The sequence below is a fragment of the Clostridium sp. BL-8 genome (assembly GCF_002006495.1).
Taxonomy (GTDB): Bacteria; Bacillota; Clostridia; order Clostridiales; family Clostridiaceae; genus Clostridium.
This window is the reverse complement of record NZ_LZZL01000039.1, coordinates 26,382-43,624: the sequence shown is the minus strand read 5'-3', so window position 1 is coordinate 43,624 and position 17,243 is coordinate 26,382. Positions and strand designations below refer to the sequence as shown.

Below are 17,243 nucleotides of genomic sequence, written 5' to 3'. Positions count from 1 at the left end.
TATTTAAATAACTGTGATTAACAAACAAAAGAGTAATTAAAATGAGCTTTATCAACTTGAGTTAAAAACTTCAAATTAATAAAGCTCTATGTAAAATACTTTTATTTTTCATGCATAGCTATTTACTCATCTTGTATAGATTCTTCTCGACGATTTTGTAATTTCCTTCCAATTCTCTCTATTATACTTATGATTGGAATTTGAGTTGTAATATCATATATTCCTATTTTAACATATGGTACATAATATGGTATATTATAATCAGACATTTTCGCTATAGTGCAGTTTTCAGTATTAGTAATACTAACAATACAGCAATTATCTTTTTTAAATCTATTTATGTGACCTATAATATCTTTTGATTCTCCAGACACAGAACATACTATCACAACTGAATTTTCATAAAATTTACCTGTAGTCGGGTAATACGGATCATCAATGCATAAACTAAATTGTCCAACACTTGATAGATATCTTGCTCCATATCTTGCTACAATTCCTGACATACTACTTCCTATAAAAATTGTTCTCTTTGCTTTTAATATGGCCTTTACTATTTCCTCTATCTTTTCATCATATTCTTCAGTATTCGTTTTCTTAAAGAAATCAATTATCTCTGTATTATCTTCACTTACTTTTGTAATTTCTTTTTCTTCTATAAATAATTTAAATTTTAGTTTAAACTCTGAATAACCACTACAACCTATTTTTTTGCAGAAATTTAATATGGTTGTAGTTGATACATGAGATTCAACTGCTAATTCCCTTATTTTCATATATCGAACCTTATCTTTATTATCCATAATATAATTATAAACGGAAATTTCTAAATCATTAAGACTTTTGATCTGACTATAACTGAACATATAATACTTCCTTCCATTGGACTATTGCCTCTACATTATATCAATTGATAACGTTTTTTTCAATCAAGGTATAATTAAATAAAAAAGAAAAGATCTTAGCTTATATTAGCTAAATACAAATCTTTAACTCCCAGAAATGGACTATATTTAGCCAAACTATTAAAAGAGAAACTTGATTTTTATAAATGCTGTTTCAGAATTATTAAGTTCTCCGGCAATTTTCTGCATTATAGACACTTTTATTTGTATAATTGAATTAATTTATAAAAAAGTTTTATCTTAATTTTAAAGTGAAAATTAAGATAAAACTTTTTCATACATATACTATTTATATTTCCTACATAGGGTGAATAATTTTGTATTATGTTATAGCCAATATTTTTATATAAATTTATTGCTTCGGTTTGTTTTATTCCAGTTTCTAGTATAGTATATTTATAGTTTTATATTCTGGCATTTACTTATCCCACAAATGTTATAAATGAAGTTTTATTATTGCAACATATTTAAACAAATTACCTCAGTTCTTATTTCTTTGGTATAACATTTAATTCTGTATTAATAACAGTTAACAGTTCCTTTGGTATGTTAAACCTTGATCTCTTAGACATGCTGTCTATAGTCATGAGCCCCATCATAACCTTAAACTGTTGACTTTCAGCTATATCTCCAAAATATTTCACAAATACAGCTTTTGCCTGCTCATCTTTATAAAGTTCTTCAATTGTATCAAAAGTTGAATAATATCCTTCTTTTATAGCTACTTCTTGAACATTAGACAAATCGAACTTTTGGAACCAGTTAGTAACATGTGTTTGTTCTTCTGGTTTTTTAAGTATGTAGCTTTCATCTGCTTCTTTAACATGCTTCAAAATCATTTCATCAATATAAATATCTCCATTTTCGTCAAAAGCCTCTGCCTTAATTTTGTTTTCTCCTAAAACTAATTTAACCGCTTCGAATTTCTTTATTGGTTCATTGCTATTAATTTCACTTATGAATTCATTATTTACGTACAGCTTAATATTATCAACATTTGAAATCACCACTATATCATTTAACTCCTCATGCCTATTTACAAATCTGCTGCCAGCCAATTTAACAAAATGCTCTTTTGACCAATATGCTTTGCAGAGATAAAAAGAATCTTTTTTTATCTTTCTGTCTATGGTTACTAGACCTTTTTGATTTCTCCCCTTTTCTCCGCCTTCATTTCTGATTTCGCTGCCAAAGTCAAACATAGCCCATATATACCCGCCCAAAACAAATTCTCTCTCATTAAAAGTTTTTAGAGCATTATTTTGGAACAATAGCTGATATTCTTCTGTATAATCCTTTACTGTTGGGTTATATGAATGAAGCTTAGGATTAGTATCAACCCCATATTCTGTAACCATAACTGGTATATTAGGTCTTGCCTTATGAAATTCATCTAATCTTGTTCCCAAATCCTGCATTTCCTTATAATACCATCCATAATATAAGTTATAGCCTACAAAATCAGTCAATTCATTAAGCTTACTTTCATTAGCCACTGAGTGAATATTAGCCTGGGCTATAAATCTGCTGGAATCTAATTCTTTAGCCATAATTGCAAGTTCTTTTACCATTTCATGTATCTGTTCATTTTCTATTGCTATAGTGATTTCATTTTGAACACCCCAGCAATAAATAGAACTATGATTATACGCCTGCTTAATTAATCTTTCTAACTGTTCCTTAGCATTTTTATTTTCCTTATCAGAAGTGGTTGGAATACTGATAAAAGGAATTTCAGCCCATACTAATATTCCCTCACGATCACAAAGGCTGTAAAAATAATCATTATGTTGATAATGAGCAAGTCTTATAGTATTTGCACCTATTTCTTTAATAATTGACATATCTAAATCCATGTGTTCTTTAGTTAAAGCATTACCAATACCTGCGAAATCCTGATGGCGGCTTATTCCATTAAATTTAATAGCTTTACCATTTAAAAATACTCCTCTATCTGGTGTTATTTCTATGGTCCTAAATCCAATTTCTATGCTTCGTTTATCACACATCATTTCTTCATAGTATAATTGTGCTTCAAATTTATAAAGATAAGGATTTTCTATTCCCTGCCATAATTCTGGATTATTTATTTCTTCTATTAATTCAAATTCCGAATCTCTAGATATGTTAATATTAACCGTTTTCTTAAATATTATTTTTTCTTCTTTATTTAATAATTTAAATTCAATCTTAGAAGCTTTTGTTTCTTTTAATTCATTTATGACTTTTCCATTTATTTTTAATTCAAACTTGTTCTCACAAATTCTCTTTTGAGTTAAGTATATACCATCTCTACCGTTATCCATTAAATCAAAGTGAAGAGCATCTGCTACTACAAGGTTAACTTCACGATATATTCCTCCATAAAATGAAAAGTCAGCCATTAGTGGATATACATCGTCATGACGACTGTTATCTACTATAATTGAAATAATGTTTTCTCCTAAATGTAAGAATGGATTTAAAAATACCCTAAACATTGAAAATCCACATTTACTGCTTCCAGCCAATTCTCCATTTACATATACTTTAGAAATAATAGCCGCGGCGCCTATTTCTAGAAATATAAATTTATTTAATTCCTTTTCTGTTATATCTAATTTTCTTTGATAACAGCATTCTCCTTTAAACATTCCCTCTCCGCTTTGCCCATCTACATCATTAAAACAATGGGGTAAAGTTACATTTTCACCTTCAGAGATTTCTTTTCCTATATATTCTTGAGTTTTTTCTTTAGTAAATATCCATTTATCATTTAAATTTATTACTTTCACAGCACTATCCTCCATATATACGTAATATCAAAAGTTAGAAATTCAACCATCACTAAAGGTGATGGTTTTAAATTAAATCTTTTATTTAAATTTCCTTAGTTTAAGAAGAGAATTAATTAAATTTAATCCGCTCTTAATAACATTCTATATTTCTAAAATATACTATTGATTTTCTGACTTTTGCTCTAATTCATAGGCTTCTTTGTCCGCTTTTCTAAAGAATGGATACCACACTAAAGTTGATAGTCCTACAAGTGCAACTTGTAATACGGCTATCTTCCAGCTTCCTTCCATTAAACCGCTAAATATTATTGGCATTCCACTCATTGGCGTCATCCCTGCAACTCTTGGCACTATTCCTGTTACTGTCATAAAATACGCAATAGTTAAATTAATTGCATTCATAAACACAAATGGTATTACAAATTTAAAATTAAAAACAAGAGGTGTTCCAAAAACTAATGGTTCACTAATTCCAAATAAAGATGGTACTGCTGTTAGCTTTCCTAAAGTTTTATATTGTTTACTTTTAGCTACAAATAGCATAAGTAAGGCAAATCCAATTGCACTGGCAGACATTGTATATACACTTACAAATGCTCTACCTGTTATATTTGGAAGAGCTTCTCCTGCTGAATAAGCAGATAGTTGTGCTGCATCCATTGCTGTGAATATCGGCATCATAACTGAATAAATAACCAATGTTCCATGAATCCCAAAAAACCATAATACTTGTGCAAATGTCCATAGAATTATTATTGATACAATATTTCCGCCAACACCTTGTAATGGTGTTTGAATAAAACTATATATAAATTGGTGCATAGTTTTAAATGGAGTTGCAGCAAAAATAGCTGATACAATTAAAAATACAATAATAGCTGCAAATCCAGGAAGCAAGCTGCTGAAACTATCAGATACAACTGGTGGCACAGTTGAAGGCATCTTAATAGTAATCCCTTTTTGCTTGATATATACATATATTCTGGTTGATACTAAACTTATAATAATAGCTGAAAAAATTCCAGGTGCCCCTAACCAGTACATAGAAAGTGTAGTACCTCCCTTATCTGTGGTAAATGGCGTTACTATAAAAAAGCAAACCAAAGCTAGTAATGCTGGCACTGTGCCATCTTCTTTATGCTGCTTTGCATAACTGCTTGCTATAGTTAAACCAAAAACTACAGCTAAGAAATTTGTTGAAAACATTATAGCTATATTTAAGGCATATGCAATTCCAGTTGCAGTAATAAAACCTTTCCATGCAGGTATTTGTAAGTTTAAAAACAATGCTGCAAATGCACCTAAAAGTGTAACTGGCATTGCCATCATCATTCCTCCAGAAACACCATTTGCTATCTTACTTTTCTGAATCTTATTTAACATTGGAGATATTTTTTTAGATATAGCTTTTGCATCAAAATTTGACATATTAAGTCCTCCTCCAAAAATATTTATAATAATATTTTCTTAATTAATCTAATAATGCAAGTGCATCCTTTAATACTTTTTCACCATTGAGAGTTCCATAATCCATCATATCTATTACTGCTACTTTAATTCCCTTTGGTTCATATTCTTCCTTTATTTCATCTGCCATATATTCAATTTGAGGTCCTAAAAGTAAAACTTCTGTTGGCTCCTCATATTCCTCAAATTTTGATTCTGACATAGCAATAATTTTTGCTTCGATTCCTTGCTTTTTTGCACTTTCCTGCATTCTAGCCATTAAAATACTTGTTGACATACCTGCTGCACATACTAAAGTTATATATCTCATTTTTTCTTCCTCCTAAAATTTTGTTATTAATTTTATTTACATCTTGTTATCAAGCTAATTAAATTTATTTTTACTTCATTTAATAATTATTTTCTAAACTCTTCATACATAGAAACCATTTCTTTAGCTAAATCTCTTACAGTCATAGCATTCATTAAATGATCTTGTGCATGCACCATAAGTAAACTTATCTCCAGACTTTCTCCTGCCGCTTCTTTTTGAATTAAGCTGGTTTGAAAATCATGGGCTTTATTTAAAGCTTCATTAGCTTCCTTTATTTTTTCCTTTGCTAATTCAAAATCACCTCCTTTTGCTGCTTTAATGGCTGCCATTGCTTTGCTTCTAGCATTCCCTCCATTTACGACTAATTCCATGACTATTTGCTCCATTGATAATATTTCCATTACTTCACCTTCTACTCTGATTATTTGATTTGCTTCTTGCTAATATATATAGCAAACTTCATGCCAACATAAAAAATTAATATAAAATATTTTTCAATTTCTTTGACTCTTGCATTTTAGCCTTTTTAGGCTAATAAAAAAAAGCTTTTAAAAAGTATTTATGTGCTTTACTTTTTAAAAACTTTTCAATGCACATGAAGAATGTGCTTTATTTTTTTCTACTCTTCATAGTAAATAGATTCATAAGATAACATATTTCATCATCTGAAATATAAATTGTATACTTAGTATTTAATATTGAACATTCACTCTTTATTATTCTATATAATTCTAAATTTTCTTTTATATATGAATCAGTATTTGCATATGTATCTATTACTCCATTATCACATAATCTATCAATCATTACTGCCATATGAAGAGTTATTCCTATAATTGCATTTGATGTTAATTTTATATTTAGTAACTTAGTAACTGTTGTAATAAATCTCCTTATATCACTAAGAACTACTTTCCCTTCTATTTTCTTTAACTGATGTTCTAAGGTATCTTCCATCTTAGCGTAAACTTTTTCTCTATTTATTAAGTCTTGTATATTTTCTATGCAATTACCTTCAATAACATCATCTAAATTATATTGCAGATAGTCACTTTCAAGTTCAAAAGGACTAACTAAACAAATTATTTGATATTTATTTGATAATTTATCTAATCTACTGTATATGCTTTCTTTTCCTATGAAATTAACAGGAACAATTTCTAGAAAATTATTTTCAAATTTGAGTTTTCTTTCTAACAATGCTTTCATTGCTTTAGCACTGCCTTCGCCAGTAGTACATACTGTTACAATTGCTAGCTTTCTTTCTTCAGGATCATCTGGAATATAATCTAATACATTATTATCGTATAAATTATTTACCTCTAAGGTATCTCTATATATTTCATCTAAGGTATACCCAAGCATCGCTTTTCTAGTTGCTTCAATACAATGTAGCGTACTTACTAATGGAATTGTCCTTGTCTTCAATTTAAATTCTTTTTCTATTTCTCTGCCAAATGTAACTAGAGAGCCCATATCCACTAAAAATAAAATATCTGATTTAATACCATTTTCTCTTACATAATCTTTAGTCTTCTCCAATATAATCTGTGGCTTTTCTTCTATTGGTGCATTTATTCCCTTTGCATATTGTGTTCCTAAGAGTCCATTTACTGCATTAACCATGGATGTAGCAGTTCCTTCACCATGAGCAATAATTATTACATTTACATCATGTCGCTTATTTCTTATTTTTTCACTATTGTAAATTAAAAACATAGTTAAAAATCCTGCTTCGTCAATAGGAACTTCTCTGTCTATAGATTCTTCTATTATCTTCAAAGCCTCTAGTGCAATATTAAATTCTTTATTATATTCTTTCCTTATTTTATTTAACTTTGGATTTTCAATTTTTTTATTTCTCTTAATTCTATCTATGGAATTACTAATATGGACTGCTAAGCCATATTGTATCTGTTTATCAAGCTCCCTTTTTAATTCTGCTTCACAAAAATTAATTACCCTTTTTATTATATCCATAATATATGGCTCTATAATATTCTCTAAATTCGTTGAATCTACTTTATTATGAAATCTAATCATGTAATTTTTAAAATAATCTTCTATATCACTCTCCATTTCTTCTTCAAATTGTTTCCCTTCAACCCCTTTCGCTTTAAGTTCCCTAGTTTTTGCTTCTAACATCTCATAAATATTTTCATCTTGGTCCTTTTCCTCAAAAATCATTTGTTTTTCATCTTTATCAAAAATGCAGTATCTGTTATTTATATCAATTAACTTATTCCATAACTGTCTATGCTCAACTTCTTTATATAATCCTTCTCTTATATAAGGCTGCAATTCTAAACTGCTAATCCTTATATCTTCCTTTCTATTAGAAAGGAAATCTGCATATGCTTTAGCACAAGTGAGCTGGATATCAGATTTTAACTGCCCTATATTATTGGGGCAATCGTAAAACAAAAAGGCCTTTAATGAATTTACTGATACTTTAATGCTCTTCCCTAAGCGGCTAGACTCTTCAATCATAAACTGTTTTATAAGATTAAATCTCTCTTCAATTCCCCTATTTCTTAAAGCTGGTATATTTATAACCATTGGAATTCTTCTGCTAAAGGTTTGAAGTAAGTTCATGTTTGGATCTTCAGTTGTAGCTGTTATAATAATTACCTTTGCACTTCTTTCGCTGTCAGTTTCCCCAAGTCTTCTGTATACGCCTCTATCCATAAATGTAAAAAACATTTCCTGCCCCTCTGCTGGCAGCCTATGAACTTCATCTAAAAATAAAATTCCCCCATCAGCTTTTTCTAAAAGACCTTCTTTATCAAAATCTGCACCTGTATAAGCACCTTTTTTTACTCCAAACAATTGTCCAAGTAATAGCTGAGGATTATTAGCATAATCAGCACAATTGAATGTTATAAAAGGACTATCTTTAGATTTTACTTTCATTTCAATTGCATACTTATATATTATCCCTGCAAAAGTAGACTTACCAACACCAGTTTCTCCAAGAAGTAATATGTTCATTCCATTAGGTGGATATAATATGGCTGCTTTAGCTTGTTCTATAGCTGTATACAAACTTGGATTATCTTCAGAAAATTTATTTATTATCGATATTACTGGAACCTCAATTTTTTCATTTGCAGCAATGAATAATGTTGGTTTCCCTTTTAACTTTATTGCCTTCCCTTCACTTGCTAGCTTATTTAAATCGGTACTTACATTACCTCTAATAAGCTTTAGCTCTTCGGCAATTTCAGTTGCAGAGCAGCCTTTTGTATTTGTACTCGTTTTCTCTTTGAGCTTCATAAGAACTAATTCAATTCTCTTCATAAATAGCTTTCCTCTTTCTTCACTCTTATATAATCTTAAATACTGTTTTTAATTCACACGTAATATTTACTTTATTATATTTAAATACTAACATATATTTATATTCTCACCTATATTAAATACTATGTTTAAAATCTTCTAACCCAAAATAACTACACATAATTATGATAAATTTGAGTATATCATAATAACAAAATAAAAGACCCACGAAAATCTAAATTAAATTTTCGTGGGTCTCATGGTGGAGGTGAGAGGTGACTTTTAAAATCCACCAGTGAAATTCATCTCACTTTTTCCATTAATATATTATGTATTACCAATTGTAGTTATAATATTCTTAAGAATAGATTTTTTGTTTAAGTTTTTCTGCTGTAGAGGATGAAGCTGTATAAATCATCACTTTCAGATCAGGACAGTTAGACAGCTGTAAATTCACATGCTCAAACTCCACTTTTCCAATTTCAGGATAATCCCATGATTTATGACAGTCCGTAACAGTTTTAACTTCATAACGAGGCCACCATAAATCGAATAATTCACTTTCCTGCTTAAATTTTTCGATCATTTCTTTTAACCTTTCATCTTGAGGATACCTGACACAATCTGCCCTAAACCTCGCAATCATGATTTTAGCCTTCTCTTCCCAATCAGAATTAATTTCTTTTTTAAATGGATCTGTTAAAAATTGATATAACAAATTCGGCTTTGAATTCATGCTAGTAGAATATGGAGGGAATCGAAATAAAAATTCTGCTGCACGATTCCATAATAATACATCCCAATATTTATTAATTATATATACAGGATTAGGTTCTAATGCAAAAACAGTTCTTTCTAATCCAATACTGATCTCTTTATAAATTTCTGATTCCTCTATCTCATCTGATTTAGATAATAGAAAAAAATAACGACGTTCATCCTCAGATAATCTTAACACACTAGCCAAACTTTCTAATACTTGATTGGAAGGACGTACGTCTTTACCTTGCTCTATCGATGTATACCAAGAAACACTGACATTTGCAAGCTCAGCAATCTCTTCTCGTCGAAGTCCTGGTGTACGGCGACGTCCATATGAAGGCAAACCAACCTGTTCTGGTGTAAGACGTTCTCTAGTTGCACGTAAAAATTCACCTAACGACTGCTGCATTGTAATCTCTTTCATTTATTTTCCTCCTTTATCCTACCACTCTCAATCATATGATAATCACAATATGGTTAAGCTATTTTAAGCCTGATATATTAGTAATATAACATAAAAATAATTAACAAACAAAACTGTTTAGAATGGAGTGAATTAACTTATGAAAATATTTGTAACTGGAGCAACAGGTAAGGTTGGAAGTCGTTTTGTACCATATTTATTAGAGCAAGGTCATGACGTGCGTATTCTTGTAAGAAATGCTGATCGTGCACTTACCTTGAAAGAACAGGGAGCAGAAGTGGTTTTAGGTGATCTTTTAGATAATGAAAATCTCACTGAAGCTATAAAGGGTGTTGATGCTGTAGTGCATCTGGCAGCTCAATTTCGCGGTGTCAGCGAAGAAATAGCACGAGCATCGAATGTCGATGCAAGCATAATATTAGCTAAAGCTGCTCTGGAGGCCGGTGTCACAAGATTTGTTTTTAGTAGCACCAGTTTGGTATACAGTGGTATCAGCAGAAATAATCCATGTCGTGAAGATGACGTCCTTCAACCGACTCTAGCCTATCCAAAAACAAAAGTTGTGGCTGAAGAAGCTTTACTTAAGATGCACCATGAAATGGGCTTAGATTTGCGTATTGTGAGATTTGCTTTTGTTTATGGCGATCATGACCCACACATTGAAGAATTTTCACCAATTATGAGTACATGGAATCCTTCGCAAAAGCTTTCGCTAGTACATCATGCGGATGTCTGTCAATCGTTAATGCTTGCAGCAAGTACACCAGGTTTTGACGGTCACGTATATAACGTTGCTGATGACACACCAATTACTGTTGCTGAACTTCTTAAACTTAATGGCGTACCAGAACAGGTACCTCCTAATGGCGGATGGCCTGATTTTAGCCCATGTGATATGATATTGGATACGGAGCGTATTAAGAATGAACTTAAATTCCACCCTAAATATCCTTCTTTTCATACTGCTATGGATAAGAAAGCATTGTAATTAGAATTTACAAATAAGTATCTCTTGCACTTAAATATGCCAATGTGACTAGGCATGATAAACTATTCTCAAGTGAAGAGCCAAATCTATGATTTGGCTCTCTGAACTTGTCCAGCGAATGTAATGAGTCGGACTTCCAATACTGTAATATTGGTATTTCTGAATTATGAACATCATGTAATATTTGTGCTACTTTTTCAGTTTCTTGTGATACTATTGCCTTTAGCATGCTTCTAGAATTTTTTATAATTTCTGATACGTAACCAAAGTTTTCCATTTTGAAGTGCTTTAACTACAGAACGTGGATTGTATATTCTATCTCCATCTTCATTAGAGACATTAATCTTTTCCTCCAATGCTGCCACATTTATTTCTGCAACAATTATGAACTCCGTTTAATATTATTTCTATCGAAAATTATCAACTATGGTATGATATAATTATCTAACAAACTTATTTTACATAAACCTAGGAGGTAACCATGAAAAAAGCACTGATTATAGGCTCTACCGTACTTGACATAATTATAAATATAGAAAAACTTCCCGCTACCACTGAAGACTGTCACATAAATTGTCAGACTATGTCTATCGGCGGTTGTGCTTTTAATGTGCAGAACATAATAAATCTTTTTGAAATCCCTTATGTGTTTTGTTCACCTATCGGTACCGGAATCTATGGAGATTATGTGGCTTCACAGCTGAAAAAAATGGGATTATCACCCTTTGTCCGAGTTACAGATCAAGATAATGGGTGTTGTTATTGTTATGTTGAATCTAACGGCGAACGAACTTTTCTATCATATCACGGTGCTGAATATACTTTTAACCCTATGTGGCTTAATGGAATTAATATGGATGATTTTGACCAGGTTTACATTTGTGGCCTAGAAATTGAGGAATCCACAGGTAATAAAATCATATCCTTTCTTAATAAAAACAGACATCTACAAGTTTTCTTTGCCCCTGGACCAAGATTCTCAATGATAGCTAAAGAAAAGATTGATGCAATTTTCAAACTTTCACCAATTGTTCATTTAAATATGGATGAAATTCTAGATTTTACAAAAACTTCAACTTTAGAAGTAGCTGTTAAGGTACTTTATTCTTTAACCAATAATTTGATTGTCATTACAGATGGTGAAAACGGATCCTATCTATATGATGGTGAAACCTTACAGCATACCATGGGTATCAAAGCTGATGTTGTTGATACAATCGGTGCAGGTGATTCGCACATTGGAGCCTTCATGGCTTCTATAAAATTAGGATATTCCTATATAAAAAGCCTCGAGATAGCCAATCAAGTATCTGCTAAAGTCGTGGAGATAAAAGGCAGTCTTCTACCTTCGCATGTTTTTAAGCAGATAATACCCAAATTGAAATCCTGAATTATATAAATAAATTATGGTAATTACTACTTTCGCTAATGTTATCATATTTTAATTCAAAATAGATTACATATTAACAACTTTACTTATAAAATCAACCTCATTATTTATCAATGTGTATGTTTAATCTCACCATTATCATAGTATTCTCTTAATAACTTTCCAATATTATTATCCTTAATGTGTTTATATAAATGTATATGAAGCTAATAATTGGTATTGATACAACAGAAAATAATGTTGAAATTTATTCTCTCCATTTAAACAAATCATCTCTATGAGTTTCTAACCAATTAAATGCAAATTTTTTAAAGCATTCAGCCTCTGGAGATAATATTTTTCCTTTATTATATACAAAATATGTATCCCAAACACATTCTTCATCCTCAAACTGTTTTATAACCGTATTTGAGTATGGATTACTCCATGCAGCGAAATCTACAGAGATGCCTATCCCTTTGTTCATGTTTGCTATTTTATGTGTTAATGCAATCTCTGTGGTTTCCATCAAAATAATAGGCTTAACATTTGCTTTTAAAAATCTATTCATATTATTATAATATGGTTTAAAGTTTCTTCCTTCTAAAGCAATTTGTTCATTATCTAAATCACTATAGGCTATTTTATCCTTCTTGGCTAAAGGATGATTCTCATTTATAACCAAACAATGTTTATGTGAGGAGAAAATTTCAGCATTATACTTAGTAATATCAACTGGGCCTGCAATAAATCCAATTTCTATCCCTTCTTCTTGCATGTTTTTATCAATTAATTTATCTGTTCCTTCTAAAACATCTAATTGAATATCTGGATATTCTTCTTTGAAATCCAATATAAAATCAACTGTTAAATAATCCATTACTCCAAATGTAGAAGCAACTTTCAATATTTTCTTATTTTCATTTCCCTCCATCTTAATTCCGTGCTTAATTCCTTCTAAATATTCAATTATTACCAAAGAATTCTTATATAAAATGTCACCATGAGCTGTTGGAAATACACCATGAGTATTTCTGTAAAATAACTGAACCTCTAATTCCTGTTCTAGTTTTTTTATTATTTTACTAAGCCCCTGAGGTGTAATGAATAATTGTTTTGCCGCATTACTAATATTACGTTTCTCATGAACTGCTAAAAAAGCTTTTAGATCCTTTGTATCCAAATTAAATCACCTCTTATCCAAAATACTTTTGTTATGACTTAATAATTTTATTATTTCAACTTTTTGATTAGAGCTTATTTACTTTCTCCTCTATAAATTACCTAAACTAATAATTGTACTATCTCAACTATTAATTGATAGCAAATTTAATTCTCATAAGTTATTATACTATTATAGCAATGGCGCTTGATATTTCAAGTGCCATTTTTTTATTTTCAAATTCAAAGGAGGACATTAAAATGGCAAATTATCCAAAATTCAAAGCAGCAGCAGTACAGGCTGCTCCAGTATTTTTAAATCTTGATGCAACTATAGAAAAAACTTGTAACCTTGTTGACGAAGCAGCTTCAAATGGTGCAAAAGTAATTGCCTTTCCTGAAGCTTTTATTCCTGGATATCCATGGTGGATATGGCTAGGTAATGCAGACTATGGTATGAAATTCTATATTCAGCTCTATAAAAATGCAGTTGAAATTCCAAGTAAGGCTATCCAAAGCTTAAGTGAAGCGGCCAAAAGAAATAAAGTTTACTTTTGTGTTTCTGTTACTGAAAAAGATGGTGGTTCATTATATCTAACTCAATTATGGTTCAATCCTGAAGGTAATTTAATAGGTAAACATAGAAAATTAAAAGCTACAAATGCAGAAAAAACTATCTGGGGGGATGGTGATGGAAGTATGATGCCAGTATTTGAAACAGAATATGGCAATCTTGGAGGTTTACAATGCTGGGAACATTTAATTCCTTTAAATATAGCAGCTATGGCTTCTCTTAACGAACAAATTCACGTTTCTTCTTGGCCAATTGCTATGCCTTATGAAGGACATTTATTTGCACAGGAAGCATGTGATACTGCAGCAAAATATTATGCAATTAGCAATCAGGTTTTCTGTCTAGTAACTTCTCAAATCTGGACTGAAGAAATGCGTGATATTTTAGGTGAAACAGAATATCAAAAGAATTACATGCAGCTTGGATATGGATTTGCAAAAATACTAGGTCCAAATGGTGCAGTTATAAGTAATATACTACCTCATGATGTTGAGGGTATTGTATATGCAGATGTTGATTTAGAACAAATTATACCTGGAAAATTCCTAATTGATACTGCTGGCCACTATTCTACACCTGGATTCTTAAGTTTGTCTTTTGATAGAACAATCCACACTCCAGTGAAGAAAATTGGTGATACTAAACCCCAAACCTTAACTTATGAAGAAATTCAATATAATGAAGAATAATTATACTTAAATTAAAGGTTACAACCTGCTTATGCCTAAGAATGTTGTAATCTTTTAAATTTATTATCATCGTATAACTATTGCTTACAATATGCGTTATACCTATTTTTATTATTTTAATTTTTGATCAGACAACCATTCCATAATTGTTGTACTCTTGCCTCCTATAGTTGCTTTGCACTGATTATTATATACATATATCCAAGACCAATTACTTGAATATTCATATGGTGTTCCATCTTCCTTATTATATAATCCTGTAGTATCCACTACAGCATCAAATAACGATAATTATAAATACTTATAAATAATTAAAGTAATACTGCAATAATTGGTATTGATACAACGGAAAATAATGTTGAAAAAAACACTCCTTTTGTAATGAAGTTTTGATCCCCACCATATTCATTACTCATCATTACTATATTTGATGCTACTGGCATTCCAGAAATAATTACTAATACTCCTAAAAGTAGCTTGTCTGTAATAAAATATCGACCTATATACCATATAATTATTGGTAGTATAAGCAATCTTATAATTGTAAATATAATTACCCATTTTTCTTTTATTAATTCTTTAATAGAAAAGCCTGCTAATGTTGATCCTATAACAATCATAGCTAAAGGAGTTGTTATATCTCCTGCTAACTTAATAGGTTCTGCAATTACTTCTGGCAAAGAAATATCCATTAAATATATTGCAATTGCTATAATGGCTGAAACAGTTCCTGGATTAAAGAAGTTTTTAACATTAAATGAATTTTTATTATTATTCGGACCCTTCATATCTTTACTAAGCAAAAGTATTCCATAAGTAAAAATTGAGACATTAAACACACTCATAAAAATTGACACATATAATACTGCACTATTTCCAAATATAACACTAACAACCGGTATACCCATAAATCCTAAATTAGAATATACAAGCATACTTTCATATATTGCAGCAATATCTTTTTTTATTCTAAATATTACTATTAATAATTTAGCAATAATAGGTATTAAAATGTAATACAATATAGCTACTATAAAAATATATAAAACCATCGTCTTATCTTTTAAATGATCCCCTGATAAAACTGAATAAATAATTAAAGCAGGACTCGTTATATTAACAATTAGTTTTGAAAATAATTTATCACTATCTACAGTCATAATTTTTTTCTTATTAGCTAAGTAGCCAACAATCATTAATATAAATAAAATTATCATTTGTTTAAATACAAGTATAATATCCATTTGACTTCTCCTAAGTTATTCTAATTTTGTTTTTAGCACTAATATTTTATTTTAAACATAGCTATTCACACCTTATTAATTTTGTTATTTTTAATATTCTAAATTCTTTCATGCTACTTCCATGAACAAATTTTACTAAACCAAAAAAGGAGTTAATTCATTAAAATTAGCTCCTTTGCTGTAAAGTTCAATTTATTATAACATAAACACTAAATATTTAGGTATCAACTTTTTGGTGTTATGTCATAAACAAAAAATTGATACAAAATACAAAGTTTTTGTGATATTAATTTAGAATTAAATAATACAATAAAATTTTCAAAATCTATCATATAAAACTTATTGAAGTTAAAATAACAAAACTGTTATTTATTTATTTCATTATAAGCCTGTAATCTATTTATATGAACAGCTAAATAAGTTAATTCGTCTTTTGGAATATCTCCATCATAAACCTTTTTTATATAATCCTTTATTTTAAATGCAATCTCCATTGATTCTGGATATAATGTAGCTATCTGCTCAAACATTACATCATTTTCATCTTCCAACATTACATCATTAAAGAATCTTTCTGTAAAAAATTTAACATGTGTAATGAAACGCTGATAGTGAATCCCTTCCATTTTCAGACTGCTACCAATGGAATATCTTACTAGATTGACAATTCCACCAATCATTTTAGCATATTTCATACCATCTTTTGAGTCATTACTTTTCGATTGAGCGTTTATTAAATGAAAAGCAATATTTGCAGCCTCTTCTTCCGGAAGCTTGACATCTGTTATTTTACTTAAAAGCTCTAAAGCATATATTCCAATTTTAAATTCCTCTGGATAATAATTTTTTATTTCCCAATAAACACGATTTGTTATATTAATATTCTTCTTTGATCTTTCTACTGCAAAATTTAAATGATCACTTAATGTAAAATATATGCTTATATTAAGCTTAGAATCTAGCTCCTTTTCAGCTTTTGAAACAATTTTTTGAGTTATATCAAGATATATTGGGGGAATTGAATCTAATAATTTTAAGTATTCATTTATTTGAATGTTTTCTACAGGCATAAAAATTTGATCTATACTCTTTTTTTCAACGATATCTCCATTTTTTTTATTGTAGCCTATACCTTTTCCTAAACAAATGAATTCTTTGTTATTCTCGTCAATAGCTAAAATGACACTAGAATTAAGTACTTTTTTTATTTTCATAATCATTCCCCCTACTAGGGATGTTCAAAGAAATACCAAGTCAGTATGCTAGTATATTTGACTTGTTATTTTCTTTC

General features: G+C 29.9%; 15 protein-coding genes and 1 pseudogene. 3 read left to right on the top strand and 13 right to left on the bottom strand.

The features are described 5' to 3' along the window. Nucleotides 1-122: 122 nt before the first annotated feature. From CLOBL_RS14520 to CLOBL_RS14485, 7 genes are all read right to left on the bottom strand, one after another. A complete protein-coding gene (locus CLOBL_RS14520) occupies nucleotides 123-866 on the bottom strand; it encodes a MurR/RpiR family transcriptional regulator (RefSeq protein ID WP_077859695.1) in 744 nt (247 codons plus the stop codon). A gap of 527 nt (nucleotides 867-1,393) precedes the next feature. Then, nucleotides 1,394-3,679, bottom strand: coding sequence for a glycoside hydrolase family 2 TIM barrel-domain containing protein (locus tag CLOBL_RS14510; RefSeq protein WP_077859693.1), 2,286 nt, complete (start codon nucleotides 3,677-3,679; stop codon nucleotides 1,394-1,396). Between the two features lie 162 nt (nucleotides 3,680-3,841). After that, the gene (locus tag CLOBL_RS14505) at nucleotides 3,842-5,110 is read right to left on the bottom strand and encodes a PTS transporter subunit EIIC (RefSeq protein WP_077859692.1); all 1,269 of its coding nucleotides are present in this window, start codon (nucleotides 5,108-5,110) and stop codon (nucleotides 3,842-3,844) included. Between the two features lie 43 nt (nucleotides 5,111-5,153). Next, nucleotides 5,154-5,459, bottom strand: a complete 306-nt coding sequence (locus CLOBL_RS14500; protein ID WP_077859691.1) for a PTS sugar transporter subunit IIB — start codon at nucleotides 5,457-5,459, stop codon at nucleotides 5,154-5,156. Between the two features lie 86 nt (nucleotides 5,460-5,545). Further along, nucleotides 5,546-5,863, bottom strand: a complete 318-nt coding sequence (locus tag CLOBL_RS14495; protein ID WP_077859689.1) for a PTS lactose/cellobiose transporter subunit IIA — start codon at nucleotides 5,861-5,863, stop codon at nucleotides 5,546-5,548. 208 nt (nucleotides 5,864-6,071) lie between these two features. Beyond that, nucleotides 6,072-8,762, bottom strand: a complete 2,691-nt coding sequence (locus CLOBL_RS14490; RefSeq protein WP_077859688.1) for a sigma-54-dependent transcriptional regulator — start codon at nucleotides 8,760-8,762, stop codon at nucleotides 6,072-6,074. A gap of 337 nt (nucleotides 8,763-9,099) precedes the next feature. Continuing rightward, entirely contained in the window at nucleotides 9,100-9,927 is an 828-nt protein-coding gene (locus CLOBL_RS14485) for a helix-turn-helix transcriptional regulator (RefSeq protein WP_077859687.1), read from the bottom strand. Nucleotides 9,928-10,066: 139 nt separating this feature from the next. On the opposite strand from CLOBL_RS14485, the gene CLOBL_RS14480 reads away from it, so the two are divergent. Next, a complete protein-coding gene (locus tag CLOBL_RS14480) occupies nucleotides 10,067-10,915 on the top strand; it encodes an NAD(P)-dependent oxidoreductase (RefSeq protein ID WP_077859686.1) in 849 nt (282 codons plus the stop codon). A 13-nt stretch (nucleotides 10,916-10,928) separates the two neighbouring features. Here the strand turns inward: CLOBL_RS14480 and CLOBL_RS14475 are convergent. Together CLOBL_RS14475 and CLOBL_RS28965 are read right to left on the bottom strand one after the other, a co-directional pair. Further along, nucleotides 10,929-11,195: pseudogene (locus CLOBL_RS14475) on the bottom strand (hypothetical protein); the annotation flags it as partial. Further along, nucleotides 11,149-11,280 (bottom strand): hypothetical protein, encoded by a 132-nt coding sequence (locus CLOBL_RS28965; protein ID WP_278281334.1) that lies wholly within the window; start codon nucleotides 11,278-11,280, stop codon nucleotides 11,149-11,151. The pseudogene CLOBL_RS14475 and the gene CLOBL_RS28965, both read right to left, overlap by 47 nt. A 116-nt stretch (nucleotides 11,281-11,396) precedes the next feature. Between CLOBL_RS28965 and CLOBL_RS14470 the strand changes: the two genes are divergently transcribed. Further along, nucleotides 11,397-12,305 (top strand): PfkB family carbohydrate kinase, encoded by a 909-nt coding sequence (locus CLOBL_RS14470; protein ID WP_077859684.1) that lies wholly within the window; start codon nucleotides 11,397-11,399, stop codon nucleotides 12,303-12,305. A 247-nt stretch (nucleotides 12,306-12,552) separates the two neighbouring features. Here CLOBL_RS14470 and CLOBL_RS14465 read toward each other — a convergent pair whose 3' ends face one another. Continuing rightward, complete coding sequence (locus tag CLOBL_RS14465; RefSeq protein ID WP_077859683.1) at nucleotides 12,553-13,467, bottom strand: LysR family transcriptional regulator; 915 nt, start codon at nucleotides 13,465-13,467, stop codon at nucleotides 12,553-12,555. 239 nt (nucleotides 13,468-13,706) lie between these two features. Between CLOBL_RS14465 and CLOBL_RS14460 the strand changes: the two genes are divergently transcribed. Continuing rightward, on the top strand, nucleotides 13,707-14,708 hold the full coding sequence (locus tag CLOBL_RS14460) for a carbon-nitrogen hydrolase family protein (RefSeq protein WP_077859682.1): 1,002 nt from the start codon (nucleotides 13,707-13,709) through the stop codon (nucleotides 14,706-14,708). 111 nt (nucleotides 14,709-14,819) lie between these two features. Here CLOBL_RS14460 and CLOBL_RS14455 read toward each other — a convergent pair whose 3' ends face one another. The 3 genes from CLOBL_RS14455 to CLOBL_RS14445 all read right to left on the bottom strand — a co-directional run bounded on the left by CLOBL_RS14455 (nucleotide 14,820) and on the right by CLOBL_RS14445 (nucleotide 17,166). Beyond that, entirely contained in the window at nucleotides 14,820-14,978 is a 159-nt protein-coding gene (locus CLOBL_RS14455) for a hypothetical protein (protein WP_242953846.1), read from the bottom strand. 41 nt (nucleotides 14,979-15,019) lie between these two features. Continuing rightward, entirely contained in the window at nucleotides 15,020-15,952 is a 933-nt protein-coding gene (locus CLOBL_RS14450; RefSeq protein WP_077859681.1) for an AEC family transporter, read from the bottom strand. Nucleotides 15,953-16,317: 365 nt separating this feature from the next. Next, entirely contained in the window at nucleotides 16,318-17,166 is an 849-nt protein-coding gene (locus CLOBL_RS14445) for a PRD domain-containing protein (protein ID WP_077859680.1), read from the bottom strand. Nucleotides 17,167-17,243 lie beyond the last annotated feature (77 nt).